Source organism: Kribbella jiaozuonensis (assembly GCF_005233875.1).
In the GTDB taxonomy this organism is placed as follows: Bacteria; Actinomycetota; Actinomycetes; order Propionibacteriales; family Kribbellaceae; genus Kribbella; species Kribbella jiaozuonensis.
Window position 1 is genome coordinate 361,737 of sequence record NZ_SZPZ01000005.1, and the last position, 12,238, is coordinate 373,974.

At 68.4% G+C, this 12,238-nt stretch carries 15 protein-coding genes; 8 read left to right on the top strand and 7 right to left on the bottom strand.

Annotated features, from left to right (window positions below; translation table 11 throughout):
- Window positions 1-81: 81 nt before the first annotated feature.
- From FDA38_RS33770 to FDA38_RS33785, 4 genes are all read right to left on the bottom strand, one after another.
- The gene (locus FDA38_RS33770) at window positions 82-921 is read right to left on the bottom strand and encodes an alpha/beta fold hydrolase (protein ID WP_137258231.1); all 840 of its coding nucleotides are present in this window, start codon (window positions 919-921) and stop codon (window positions 82-84) included.
- A 150-nt stretch (window positions 922-1,071) separates the two neighbouring features.
- Entirely contained in the window at window positions 1,072-1,959 is an 888-nt protein-coding gene (locus tag FDA38_RS33775) for a RecB family exonuclease (RefSeq protein ID WP_202877969.1), read from the bottom strand.
- On the bottom strand, window positions 1,956-2,573 hold the full coding sequence (locus FDA38_RS33780) for a MarC family protein (protein WP_137258232.1): 618 nt from the start codon (window positions 2,571-2,573) through the stop codon (window positions 1,956-1,958). The genes FDA38_RS33775 and FDA38_RS33780 overlap by 4 nt, the downstream gene beginning before the upstream one ends.
- Window positions 2,570-3,451, bottom strand: coding sequence for a PHP domain-containing protein (locus tag FDA38_RS33785; protein ID WP_137258233.1), 882 nt, complete (start codon window positions 3,449-3,451; stop codon window positions 2,570-2,572). The genes FDA38_RS33780 and FDA38_RS33785 overlap by 4 nt, the downstream gene beginning before the upstream one ends.
- A gap of 104 nt (window positions 3,452-3,555) precedes the next feature.
- On the opposite strand from FDA38_RS33785, the gene FDA38_RS33790 reads away from it, so the two are divergent.
- Entirely contained in the window at window positions 3,556-3,954 is a 399-nt protein-coding gene (locus tag FDA38_RS33790) for an NUDIX hydrolase (RefSeq protein ID WP_137258234.1), read from the top strand.
- A gap of 1 nt (window position 3,955) precedes the next feature.
- On the opposite strand, the gene FDA38_RS33795 is transcribed toward FDA38_RS33790, so the two are convergent.
- Window positions 3,956-4,666 (bottom strand): helix-turn-helix domain-containing protein, encoded by a 711-nt coding sequence (locus tag FDA38_RS33795; protein ID WP_137258235.1) that lies wholly within the window; start codon window positions 4,664-4,666, stop codon window positions 3,956-3,958.
- Window positions 4,667-4,751: 85 nt separating this feature from the next.
- Here FDA38_RS33795 and FDA38_RS33800 point away from each other — a divergent pair, with 85 nt between their 5' ends.
- Entirely contained in the window at window positions 4,752-5,561 is an 810-nt protein-coding gene (locus tag FDA38_RS33800; RefSeq protein ID WP_137258236.1) for an NAD(P)H-binding protein, read from the top strand.
- Window positions 5,562-5,578: 17 nt separating this feature from the next.
- Complete coding sequence (locus FDA38_RS33805; protein WP_137258237.1) at window positions 5,579-6,331, top strand: GNAT family N-acetyltransferase; 753 nt, start codon at window positions 5,579-5,581, stop codon at window positions 6,329-6,331.
- Here the strand turns inward: FDA38_RS33805 and FDA38_RS33810 are convergent.
- Window positions 6,307-6,720, bottom strand: a complete 414-nt coding sequence (locus FDA38_RS33810; protein WP_137258238.1) for a DUF4267 domain-containing protein — start codon at window positions 6,718-6,720, stop codon at window positions 6,307-6,309. The genes FDA38_RS33805 and FDA38_RS33810 overlap by 25 nt on opposite strands.
- Window positions 6,721-6,809: 89 nt before the next feature.
- On the opposite strand from FDA38_RS33810, the gene FDA38_RS33815 reads away from it, so the two are divergent.
- Window positions 6,810-7,376 carry a TetR/AcrR family transcriptional regulator gene (locus FDA38_RS33815; protein WP_137258239.1) on the top strand — a complete coding sequence of 189 codons (567 nt, stop codon included), beginning with the start codon at window positions 6,810-6,812 and terminating at the stop codon, window positions 7,374-7,376.
- 6 nt (window positions 7,377-7,382) lie between these two features.
- Here the strand turns inward: FDA38_RS33815 and FDA38_RS33820 are convergent, their stop codons facing one another.
- Window positions 7,383-7,958, bottom strand: coding sequence for a histidine phosphatase family protein (locus FDA38_RS33820; RefSeq protein WP_137258240.1), 576 nt, complete (start codon window positions 7,956-7,958; stop codon window positions 7,383-7,385).
- A 116-nt stretch (window positions 7,959-8,074) separates the two neighbouring features.
- Between FDA38_RS33820 and FDA38_RS33825 the strand changes: the two genes are divergently transcribed.
- Genes FDA38_RS33825 through FDA38_RS33840 form a run of 4 tightly spaced genes read left to right on the top strand, consistent with a single transcriptional unit; the run spans window position 8,075 to window position 12,238 of the window.
- A complete protein-coding gene (locus FDA38_RS33825) occupies window positions 8,075-9,115 on the top strand; it encodes a LacI family DNA-binding transcriptional regulator (RefSeq protein WP_137258241.1) in 1,041 nt (346 codons plus the stop codon).
- A gap of 11 nt (window positions 9,116-9,126) precedes the next feature.
- Window positions 9,127-10,422 carry a sugar ABC transporter substrate-binding protein gene (locus FDA38_RS33830; protein ID WP_137258242.1) on the top strand — a complete coding sequence of 432 codons (1,296 nt, stop codon included), beginning with the start codon at window positions 9,127-9,129 and terminating at the stop codon, window positions 10,420-10,422.
- Window positions 10,423-10,427: 5 nt separating this feature from the next.
- Window positions 10,428-11,426 (top strand): carbohydrate ABC transporter permease, encoded by a 999-nt coding sequence (locus FDA38_RS33835; RefSeq protein ID WP_233715088.1) that lies wholly within the window; start codon window positions 10,428-10,430, stop codon window positions 11,424-11,426.
- Window positions 11,426-12,238: a carbohydrate ABC transporter permease gene (locus FDA38_RS33840; RefSeq protein WP_137258243.1), complete on the top strand. Its 813-nt coding sequence runs from the start codon at window positions 11,426-11,428 to the stop codon at window positions 12,236-12,238. The genes FDA38_RS33835 and FDA38_RS33840 overlap by 1 nt, the downstream gene beginning before the upstream one ends.

Consider the following 12,238-nt stretch of genomic DNA (forward strand, 5'->3'; position numbering starts at 1 on the left):
GCGGCGCGCCGGAGCGTCAACACAAATAACCGGTCCGGGTGCGAGACCCCTCAGACTCGCACCCGGACCGGTGGCCGTGGGTCAGACCGTGTCGGTCTTCAGCAGATGAGCCAGGTGGGTGGCGAACGGACCCGGGTGGCTCGAGTACCCGCCGTGGCCGCCGGGGAACAGGACCACGGGCCAGCCGAGGTGGTCGGCGATGACCTCGATCGGGCGGCCCGGCAGGTGCGGGTGCGAGTCGAGACCGGCGGCTGGGACGATCTTGTCCGCGACCCGCTTCAGCGCGTCCAGGTCCGGCTCGTACCGGGTGAACGGCAACAGCTTGTGCTCGTAGAAGTTGGTCGCGTTGGCCTGCATGCGCTCGGCGAGTTCGCGGTACTCCGGCAGCAGGTCCTCCAGCGGCGGCATCGCGTCGCCGTCCATGCCGGTGCCCATCATGAACACCACGTCGGCGGCGGTCAGCCCGTCGGTGCGGTAGGTCTGGTACACCTCGTCGAAGAACGCTCTGGCGTCGTCCGCGTCGGGCAGGACCTCGGTGCACGGCGGCTCGTGCGCGACGAGCATCCGGACCCGGTCCGGGTACCGCGTGATCAGCTCGAGGCCGGTGATCGCGCCTGAGCTACTACCGAAGACGTACGCCGGCTCGTCCCCGCCGACCGCCTCGATCAGCGCGAGCGCGTCCTCGGCCGACCGCTCGATGCACTCGTCCGTCGCGTCCCCGTCGTACCGGCTGCGGGAGTTGCCGCGCGGGTCGTACGTCACAACCGTGTACTCCGCCGCCAGCTGCCCGACCATCCCGGAGAACACCCCGGCATCAGTCCCACCACCGGCAATCAGCAGCAACACGGGGCCGGACCCGGCAACTTCATAGTGCAGCGTCGCACCTGGCACTGCCAGCTTGTTAACAGTCTTCGCACCCATCACGCGAACCCCTTTCGTCCACCATCAGGGTTCACCCATCCACTGGCACCGCACGCACACGGCGCTGACACGCCGGCGGGTGGGCGGGGAGCGGGAGCCCCGGGAGCTGGAGCGGCGAGCGAGCGGGGGGCCGCGGTGGCGGCAGCGCGGTCAGCCGACCTCGGCGACCGGGACTTGGTTGCCCTCGTCGAGGCCCGCCCAGGGGTCGCGGGGTGGGGATTCTCGGCGGCCTTGGGGGCAGATTTTGGCGAAGTCGCACCAGCCGCAGAGTGCTGAGGGCTCGGGTGGGAAGGCTTCGTCGGCCTCGGCTGGGGTGAGGCCCTCGCGCCAGCGGGCCTCGGCGGCTGCCGCGTCGTCGGCCATTGACTCCGCGCGCTTCTGGTGCCGGGCGAGGGACGCTTCGTCGTGGTCGGCCGCGGCGACGGTGTTGGTCGGCAGGTGGTGAAGCTCGACTCTGGTGCACGGCTTGTGCAGGACACGACGCGCACCGAGGACGTACAAAGCCATGGCCAGCGACGACCGCGCATCGACAGCAGTCAGCGGCCGGCGGCCGGTCTTGTAATCGACGATCGCCAGCTCGGTCCCGCCGCCGCCGTCGCGGGCCGGGCGCTCGTCGATCCGGTCGACGCGTCCGCGCAGCGACGCCCGTTCGGTGGTGAAGGCAACGGTGCGCTCCACTCCGCGCGGCTCGTAGTACGGGTCGGTGTCCCGCAGGTAGCCGATGACCATCTCGGTGGAGCGCTCGCGCCAGTCCAGCGACTGCTGCTCGTCGCGGAACCCTTCGCTCCGCCAGCTCGAGCGCATCTTCGCGACGACCTCGTCCGGCGTACGCCGAGCCGCCGGCCAGCGCCCGAAGAAGTCGGCGAGCACCTCGTGGACGATCGCGCCGACCGTGTTGTGCGCCCACGGCGGACCCTTCGGCGGCCGCGGCGTCTCGAGATACGTGTACCGGTACCGCCGCTTGCAGTCCGCGAACGTCAGCAACTTCGTCGGCGTCGCGACGAACAACCGCGCCGGCATCCCGGGAAGCACGCTCATCCCGCCTTGATGAAGTCGGTGACCGCGTCGGCCACGAGCTGGACGGCGATCGCGCTCAGCAGCAGACCCGCGATCCGGGTGACGAGCAGTACGCCGTTCTCGCCGAGGATCCGCATGATGATGCCGGAGAACCGCAGCGTCAGCCACATCACGATGTGGATCGCGATGATGCCGACCGAGATCGCGACCACGTCCGGCAGCGATCCGTTCGCGCGCTGCACGAACACCATCGTCGCGACGATCGCACCCGGCCCGGCCAGCAGCGGCGTACCGAGTGGGACGAAGGCGATGTTCACGTTCTTGGTCTGGACCGGGTCCTCGGCGGTATCGGTCAGCAACTGCAGCGCGATCAGCAGGAGCAGCAGACCGCCCGCGCACTGCAGCGCGGGCAGCGTGATGCCGAGGTGGTGCAGGATCTGCTGACCGAACGCCGCGAACACCACGATCACACCGAACGCGACCAGCACCGCCTGCCAGGCCGCCTTCTTCCGCACCGCGCGGGACTGGCCGGCGGTGAGCGAGATGAAGACCGGCACGGTGCCCGGCGGGTCCATGATCACGAACAGCGTGACGACGACCTCACTGAGCAGCCCGACGTTGATGACACCGTTCACGGAAGGTAGGCCTCGGGAACCTGTGCACCGGAGGCGGCCGCGTTGTTCTTGGCAGTCTCGAGCAGCCGCTCGAACTGCTCGGGCTCAGTGGTGTTGACGCCCAGATCGTGGTCGATCTTGCCGGCGCCGTGGTGATCGCTGGAGCCGGTGTAGAAGATGCCCAGGGAGTTGGCGATCGCGCGCAACGCCGTACGGGATTCGGGCGAGTGGTCCTGGTGGTCGATCTCGATACCGGCCAGGCCGTGGTCCTTGACCAGGTGGGCGAGGTTCTCCTCGGTCATCACCTTGTAGCTGGACCGCCCCCACGGATGCGCGATCACGGGTACGCCGCCTGCCTCGCGGACCAGGTCGATCGCGTGACCGGGCTCGAGCGCGTAATGCGGGACATGCCCGGCGCGACCGTCGGCGAGGTACCGATCGAAGGCCTCGGTCCGGTTCGCGACCGTGCCGTTGGCGACCAGCGCGTCGGCGACATGCGGCCGGCCGACGGACGGCGTACCGGTCGCCTGGGCCAGCACCTCCTCGACGGTCAGCGGTACGCCGATGCTGTTGAGCCGGGCCACGATCGTCGGGATCCGGTCGGTGCGGCCGTCGCGGATCACCTGCAGGTCCTTCGCGAGCGGCGGATACGACGGGTCGGGCAGGTACGCGAGCAGGTGGACGCTGATCCCGTTGAGCTTGCACGAGATCTCGAGCCCCGGCACGAACCCGATCCCCAGCTCCTCCGCGGCCTGCCGGGCCTCGACCCAGCCGTCGGCCGTGTCGTGGTCGGTGAGCGCGATCACATCGAGCCCGGCCTCCCGCGCGTGCGTCATCAGAACGGGCACCGGATCGGTGCCGTCCGAACGGTTCGAGTGGGTGTGCAGGTCGATGCGCACGAGGTGTCCGAATCCCTTCGCCGGTCAAAGTGTCACCGCTGATGCTATAGGCGTTCACCGGTGAGCCCTGGCACTTATGCACAGAACACCTATCCTTCGGGTGCATGGAGCGCGTCGACTGTGTGGGAGCCCTCGTGTACGACGAGGAGCGCCGCCTGCTCGTTGTGAAGCGGGCGAACGAGCCGGGCCGTGGGCTGTGGTCGATCCCGGGCGGCCGGGTCGAACCCGGTGAGGACGATCCCACCGCGGTCGCACGCGAGGTCGCCGAGGAGACCGGTCTGACCGTTGAGGTCGGGGATCTGGTCGGCGAGGTCGAACGGCCCGGTCCTCAGGGCAAGCTCTACGTGATCCGCGACTACGAGGCGACTGCCGTCGGCGGGAAGCTCACCGCGGGTGACGACGCGTCGGACGCGCGGTACGTCACGCGGTCGGAGTTCTTGGCGTTGTCGACGACCACCCTGCTCGTTTCCACGTTGGAACAGTGGAACGCTCTACCGGGCTGATTCAGCAGCTGCTGAGCGGGACCTTGCCGGCCGCGAACGCTTTCGGCGTCACGCCCATCAACGAGCGGAAGTCCGCGATCAGGTGCGACTGGTCCGTGTACCCGGCGTACGCCGCGGTGTCGGCCCACGGCCGCCGGGCCTGACCGATCAGGCTGCGCACCCGCGCGATGCGAGCGAAATGCTTGGGTGACACGCCCACGTCCTCACGGAACACCCGCCGCAGATAGCGCTCACTCACCCCGAGCCCGGCCGCCGTCTCGGCCACCCGCGGCTGCATCCCGTCGGACAGCTCGGCGACCGCATTGGTCACCAGATCCAGCCGGCCGGGCAGCCGAGCCGGCAACTGATCCACCAGGAAGCCGCGAACAACCTCGACTGCCTCGGCGGGCCGATCGCGATAGGCGACCAGGCGCTCGGCGAGGTCCGACGGTCCGACGACGTCCTCCAGCGGGACCGTCCGGTCGACCAGTTCGTCCGCGGCGGTGCCGAGCAGTGTCATCACACGCCCCGTCCGGATCCGGAGCCGCACGCACACCGGCAGCTCCTTCGTGACGTGGTACGACGCCATTGTCCGCGGTCCGGCGACGAGTACGTCGCTCTCCCCCGCGCGCGTCATCCGCCACACCACCGTGGTCGCGGGGTCGGGCGGCAGCACGGTGACGGGCGTGATCGCGGGCTTCAGGGTGACGGTCTCGATCCACGGGTCGTGCACGCTTCGAGCGTAGCCAGCCGGCGGGGCGGACCGTAGTACCGAAAGTTCCTATCCTGCGGCGGTCCCGGCTGGGCAGGGTGGCGGCATGATCCTGGTTACGGGTGCGACGGGCACCATCGGCAGTGAGCTCCTCCGTCAATTGGTTGCCTCCGGCATCCCGGCCCTCGGGATGACGCGCAGAGAGGTACCTGGTTTCGTCCGAGCGGACTTCGAGGATCCCGATTCGTTGCGGAAGGCAATCGAGGGCGTGGACACGGTGTTCCTGCTGAGTGCGCCGGGGCCTCTGGTTCCGGCGCATGATCTGGCGATGGTGGCGGCTGCGGTCGACGGTGGCGTGAGCAAGATCGTGAAGCTGTCGGCGATCGGGACGATGCCTGGGAGCTGGCACGACGCCGGGGAGCGTGCGATCCGGGAGAGTGGGCTGGCGTGGACGATCCTGCGGCCGACCGGGTTCGCGTCGAACGTGCTGCGGTGGTTGCCGGCGATTCGCGCGGGGCAGCCGATTCCCAACCAGACCGGGGATGGCCAGCACGCGTTCGTGGATCCGCGTGATGTCGCGGCGGTTGCGGCGGCTGCGTTGGTCTCGCCAGATCACGACGAGCAGACTTACACGCTGACCGGGCCGGAGCTGCTGAGCGTGCCGGATCAGGTCGCGGTGATGTCGGACGTCCTCGGGCAGGCGTTGCGCGTGGTCGACGTACCGCTCAAGGTTTATGCGGAGCAGTTGCGGGCGGCGGGGCTGGACGACGCGTTCGTCTCCGTTGCGGTGCGGGGTGCGGAGTTGGTTCGTGATGGTGGCGGGCGAACGGTGACGGACGACGTCGAGCGGGTGCTGGCTCGGCCGGCGGGGACGTTTCGCGCGTGGGTGGAAAGCAATCGCGCTGCGTTCGCCTGATCAGCGAGACTGGGCGGATGGACGACGCCGAGCTGGTGCGAGCGATCGAGGACAACGCGGCCGAACTGCTGATGGCGATGGGCGCCGCGGGCGGTGGCGAGCAGCGGGACGATGCGGTCGCGCGCTGGACGATCGGTGGGTCGCCCATCGATTATCACAACGCGGTCGTGGCGGCGTCCGACGAGCGAGCGGTCACGGAATCCCTTGCCCTGTTGAAGAAACACGGCGTGCCGGGCACCTGGCACGCCGGACCGTCCATGAAGATCTCTCGCGACGCCATCCTGGCCGACTTCGCCGCGGCAGGCTCGGAGCCGGGGATGGCTGTGCGGATCGACGAGTTGGTCCCAACCAATGTGCCCGGGTCGTCACTCACACGGGTTGGTGATGACGACGCCCTGGCGGTGTGGGAGGCGACGCTCGGCCAGGGCTTCGGGGAGGGCGAGAAGGAAGCCCGATGGGTCGCGTCGGTCTACCAGAAACTCGGGTACGACGACCCGTGGCAGCACTATATCGGCTGGCTCGACGGCGTACCCGTCGGCACTGCGACAGTCTTCCTCGGAGCCGGCGTCGCCGGGCTGTACTTCGTGATGACGGTCCCGGAGCTACGCCGCCGCGGGATCGGGGCCGCGATCACGTACGGCGCACTCCGCGACGTGAGCGCGGAGTACGCCGTACTGGGGTCTTCGCCGACCGGGCGGTCCGTGTACGAGCGGCTCGGGTTCCGTGAGTACTGCACGATCGAGCTCTACGAGTGGACCCCGACCGGCTGAGGAGCCTCGACGGTTCGGCCCTCGCGGAGCAGCAGCCACGCGTCGAAGAGCATCACGACCGCGGTCAGACCGTGGATACCGAGCGCGGTGGCGGCGGTCCCGCCGTGGCTGAGGACCATGATCATGTCCGTGATCGGGATCAGTGCTGTGATCGCCATCAGCACGCCGGTGGCGCGACGCTGACCGAGCGCGAACAGGGCGAGCAGGTTCAGGCCGGTGACGATGTCACGGATCCCCTTGACGCCGAAGTATCCGGCCGCGACACCGGTCGGCCACGGGTCGATCCCGAACCCGGCGGCGGCGCCGTGCCCGGAGAACAGGAACCAGGATCCGAAGGTGAGCGGGAAGATGCCGAGCAGGACGGTCAGGACGGTGGTGAAGCGACGCATCGGGGTCTCCTTGATCTAGCAGCGCTAACTTTCCTAGCAACGCTAACACTGCCGCCGCTAGATTGTCTAGCAGTGCTAGGATCTGGCGTATGCCGACCCAGACACGCCGCGAGCGGGCTCGCGAGGAGCGCCGTACGCTGATCCTCCGCACTGCCCGCGACCTCGCCGAGTCCGAAGGCTGGGACGCCGTCACCACCCGCCGCCTGGCCGAAGCCGTCGACTACAGCCAGCCCGTCCTCTACGGCCACTTCAAGAACATGGACGCGATCGCCGACGCGGTCGCGCTCGAAGGCATCGGGGAGCTGACCGACGTGTTCCGCGCGGCTCGCTCGGGCGCGACGGACGACACGGCCGGACTGCGCGCGCTGGCGCACGCGTACCTCGACTACGCGGACCAACACCCGGCCGTCTACGAGGCGATGTTCGTCCGCCGGACCGATCTGCAGTTCGGCCGGTCCGAGACGCCCGCCTCACTGATCGACGCCTTCAACGAGATCCGCGCCGCGGTGGAGCCGTTCGCGACCGACGATCCGGAAACGCTCACGGAGGTCTTCTGGAGCTCCCTCCACGGCTTGGCAACCCTGAGCCAGGGCGCTCGCCTGCGCCCCGATCACCGCGAGTCCCGCGTCGACCTCCTGGTCGCCACCTTCAGCTGAGACCGGTCAGCTGTTCCACTGCAGGATTGCGGGGGAACCTCGCTCCCAGCCGAGGGTTGAGAGCGTGGCGGTGTTGAGGACGAAGTGACGACCCTCGGTCACGTCGAGCTCGAGCCACCGGGCGGTGAGGCCGCGGAGCGCGTGCGAGTGACCGAACACCAGGACATCTCCCGGTACGGCGGCGATTCGCGCGGCGACCCGATCGAGCCGGGTGGTGAGCTGGGCAGGCGTTTCGCCGTTGGGTACCGGGTCGTCCCATACCGTCCAGCCCGGGACGGTCTTGCGGATGTCCGCGGTGGTGATGCCTTCGTAGTCGCCGTAGTTCCACTCGACCAGGTCGTCGTCGACGACGGCGTCGGGGTAGCCGGCCAGTTCCGCCGTACGCCGGGCGCGCTGCCGCGGTGAGGTCAGCACCAGGTCGAACGACTCCCCCGCGAGGCGCTCCTTCAGACCCGCCGCGACCCGCTCGCCCTCGGGCGTGAGCGGCAGGTCGGTGACGGACGTGTGCCGGCCCGACCTGCTCCACTCGGTCTCGCCGTGCCGGACCAGGAAGACCCGGTCGTCTCGCTCCTGTGTGGTCACGCTTGCATCCTCGCAGACCGCCGGTCGATGCAGGGTGAACCCTTGACCGTTTGAACGATCCAGGGCAGGGTATCGAAACTGTAAGCGCTTCCACTTTCCCCTCAGGAGGGTTCACCGTGGCATCCGGACCCACCGGTCGGCCGGCGACGATCTACGACGTCGCGGCCCTCGCGAAGCTGTCGATCGCGACGGTTTCGCGTGTCCTGCAAGGGACCGGACCGGTGTCGGCGAAGGCGCGGGCGCGGGTTGACCAGGCGGCGCAGGAGCTCAACTACGTACCGTTGCGGGCTGCCCGGAGTCTCGCCGTCCAACGGCACGAGGCGCACGGGCTCGTGCTGCCCGATCTGGCCGGTCCGTTCTACGGCGACCTGCTGATGGGGTACGAGCGCTGGGCCGGCGAGCACGGTCAGAGCGTGATCATCACGGTCACGCACGGCAACCCGGATCCCCGCCGGACGGTGATGGACCTGGCCGGTCGCGTCGACGGGATCGTTGTCCACGGCAACGCTCTCGAACTGCCCGCGATCGAGGGGCTGCGGAAGGCGGGCGTGCCGCTGGTGCTGATCGCGCATCCGCCGATCCGCGGCTGCGACTCGGTCCGCACCGAGAGTGCGGCCAGCGCCGAGCAACTCACCACCCGTCTGCTCGACCATGGCCGCCACAACCTGCTGTTCGTCGGCGACCCGGCCGGCGGGTACGACGTCGCCGAGCGGCACGCCGGATTCGCGAAGGCGCACGCAGTCCGCGGACTGCAGGCACCTGAGCCCGTCCGGGTCCCGCTGACCGAAGAGGCCGGCCGGACCGTCGCGGAACAGTTGCTAGGAGCAACTACCCGGCCAGATGGGCTGGTGTGTGCGAACGACGAGCTCGCGCTGGCGGCCCTGACGGTGTTCGTCGCGAACGGGGTCGGCGTACCCGACGACGTCGTGGTGACCGGGTGGGACGACGTGATGGCGGCGCGGTACGTGTCGCCGGGTTTGACGACCGTACGGCAGCCGATGGCCGAACTGGGCCGGGTGGCCGCGCAACGACTGCACGAGCGGGTGACCGGAGAGCGGTCGCGCGCGCGGAACGACGTACTGGCAACAGAAGTGGTGCTGCGGGACAGCTGTGGCACCGACCGGGGGATGCAGAAGGAACTCCGCAGTAATAGATGAGGAGACAACAGATGTTCACCCACAGCATCCGCCGCCGGCTGGTGATCGGCAGCGTTGCACTCACCGCCACGGCGCTGGCACTCGCCGGTTGTGGCCGGTCGAGCGACTCCGGGGACGCCGGCGCGCAGTCCACCACAACAGTCAGCGAGGGTCCCGCGACCGGGAACCTGACCGTCTGGGCGATGGGCACCGAGGGCGAGAACCTGCCCAAGCTGGTGGAGCAGTTCAAACAGGCCAACCCGGGCGTGAACGTGACCGTCACGCCGATCCCGTGGGACGCGGCACACAGCAAGTTCACCACCGCGATCACCGCGAACACCGTGCCCGACGCCGCGATGGTCGGCACCACGTGGATGGGTGAGTTCGCCGACCTCGGCGCGCTCGACCCGACGCCGCAGGGGTTCGACAACTCCGGGTTCTACCCGGGCGCACTCGACACCACGAAGGTCGGCGGCACGCAGTACGGCGTTCCGTGGTACGTCGAGACGCGGCTGGTGTTCTACCGCAAGGATCTCGCCGCGAAGGCCGGTTTCAGCACTCCCCCGACGGACTGGGACGGGCTGAAGGCGATGGCGAAGGCGATGAAGGACAAGGCCGGCGCGAAGTACGGGATCAACCTGCAGCCGGGTGGTACCGGGTCGTGGCAGACCGTGATGCCGTTCGCGTGGTCGGCCGGGGCGAACATCACCGGTGACGACGGGAAGTCGTTCACGTTCGACACGCCGGAGATGCAGGAGGGGCTCAAGTACTACCAGAGCTTCTTCACCGACAAGCTCGCCGGGACGGACCTGCCGCCGAACCAGACCGAGGCGCAGTTCGTGAACGGGCAGGTGCCGATGTTCATCTCCGGTCCGTGGATGGCCGGCTCGGTGGCGAAGGCCGGCGGGGACAAGATCAAGCCGAACATCGGCGTGTTCCAGCTGCCGAAGAACAAGACCGCGACGTCGTTCGTCGGCGGGTCGGACTTCGTGGTGTTCAAGTCGTCGAAGAACAAGGACAGCGCCTGGAAGCTGGTCAAGTGGCTGTCGGACGCGAAGACGCAGGCGTCGTGGTTCAAGATGTCGGCGGACCTGCCGGCCGTGAAGAGCGCCTGGCAGGACCCGAGCATCGCGTCGGACCCGCTGCTGCCGGTCTTCGGTAAGCAGCTCGACGACGCGAAGGCGCCGCCGGCGATCGTCAACTGGGAGCAGATCGCGGCGCAGTTCGACACCGAGGTCGAGAAGATGGCCAAGGCCGGCCAGTCCCCCGCCGACACCGCCAAAGCCATCCAAACCAAAGCCACCCAGATCGGCGCCGGCGGCAGCTGATTCCTATGAGCCAGAAAACGGCACCCGACGAGGCGCTGCGCGTCTCGTCGGGTGGTAGGAGAGAAGGGGGCCGGCGAGCCGGCTCCACCAGCGATCCGGCGCGGATGCGCGGCGCCGGCGCGCCCCGGCGTCGCCTCACCCGCGAGAGCGCAGCGGCGTGGATCCTCGTCCTGCCGTTCGTTCTGTTGTTCCTCGCGTTTACGGCCGGGCCGGTGCTCGGTTCGTTGGGGATGAGTTTTACCGATATCAAGCAGCGGGATCTGCGGACGCCGTTCTCGGTGAACGGGGTCGGGTTCGGGAACTACGTCAAGGCGTTCCAGGACGAGACCTTCCGCAAGGCCGCGTTCAACACGGCGTACTTCGTCGTGATCGGTGTGCCGCTGACGTTGGTGGTCGCGCTGGGGGCGGCCGTGCTGCTGGACCGCGGCGTCAAGCGGTTCCAGGCGTTGTTCAAGGTCGGGTACTACCTGCCCGTCGTGACCTCGATCGTCGCGATCGCGGTGATCTGGCGGTTCGTGCTCGCGCCCGATTCCGGTCTGCTGAACACCGTGCTCGGCTGGGTCGGGATCGACGGGCCCAACTGGCTGGGGTCGAAGACCTGGGCGATGCCGTCGCTGATCGCGATGGCGGTCTGGCGGAACTTCGGCTCCGCGATGATCATCTTCCTGGCCGGCCTGCAAGGTATCCCGCAGTCGGTCGAGGAGGCCGGTCAGATCGACGGTGCGGGCTCCTGGCAACGATTCAGGTACCTGATCCTGCCGTTGCTCAGGCCGACGATCCTGTTCACCAGCGTGACCACCGGTATCGGCTACCTGCAGTTCTTCGAGGAGCCGTTCGTGATGACCCAGGGCGGTCCGCTGAACAGCACGATCTCGGTCTCGATGTACACCTACAACCAGTTCGGCTTCGGCAACTACGGACTGGCCACGGCGATGGCGTACATCCTGTTCGTCGTCATCGCGGTGATCACGTTCATCCAGTTCCGGCTGCTGAGGGAGAAGTGATGCGCCGCACCTGGTGGATCTACCTGATCGGAGTGCTCGGCCTGGTGGCCGTGGCCGCGCCGTTCCTCTGGATGGTGCTCGGCAGCTTCAAGACGCAGGGCGAACTGCTCCGCGTCCCGCCGACGTGGTGGCCGCAGGACGCGACCACGCAGAACTACGACGACCTGTTCAACAAGGCGAACTTCCCGCGCTACTTCGTCAACTCGACCCTGGTCGCGCTGGTCGTGACGGCCGGGAACCTGACCTTCTGCTCGATGATCGGGTACGCACTGGCCAAGCTCCGGTTCAAGGGCCGCAACGCCCTGTTCGTCGTGGTGATGGCCACGCTGATGATCCCGGGCATGGTCACGTTCGTCCCGCTGTTCGTGCTCGTCACCAACGCCGGGCTGGCGAACAGCTACCCCGGCCTGATCCTGCCGTTCCTGGTCTCGCCGTTCGGCGTGTTCCTGATGCGGCAGTTCTTCCTCGGGCTGCCCGACGACCTGATGGATGCCGGCCGCGTCGACGGCAGCGGCGAACTGGGCATCTTCGCCCGGATCATGCTGCCGCTGACCAGGCCCGCGCTGGCCACGCTCGGCATCCTCACCTTCCTCGGCTCCTGGAACAACTTCCTCTGGCCGCTGGTGATCGCCCAGACCGAGGACAAGTACACCCTTCCCGTCGCCCTGGCGCTGTACTCGACCGGACAGAACGCGCAGAACTACGGCCTGCTGATGGCCGGCGCGGTCGTGGTCGTCCTTCCGGTGCTGGTGATGTTCCTGGCCTTCCAGCGCCACGTCACCAAGGGCATCGCAATTACCGGACTGAAATAG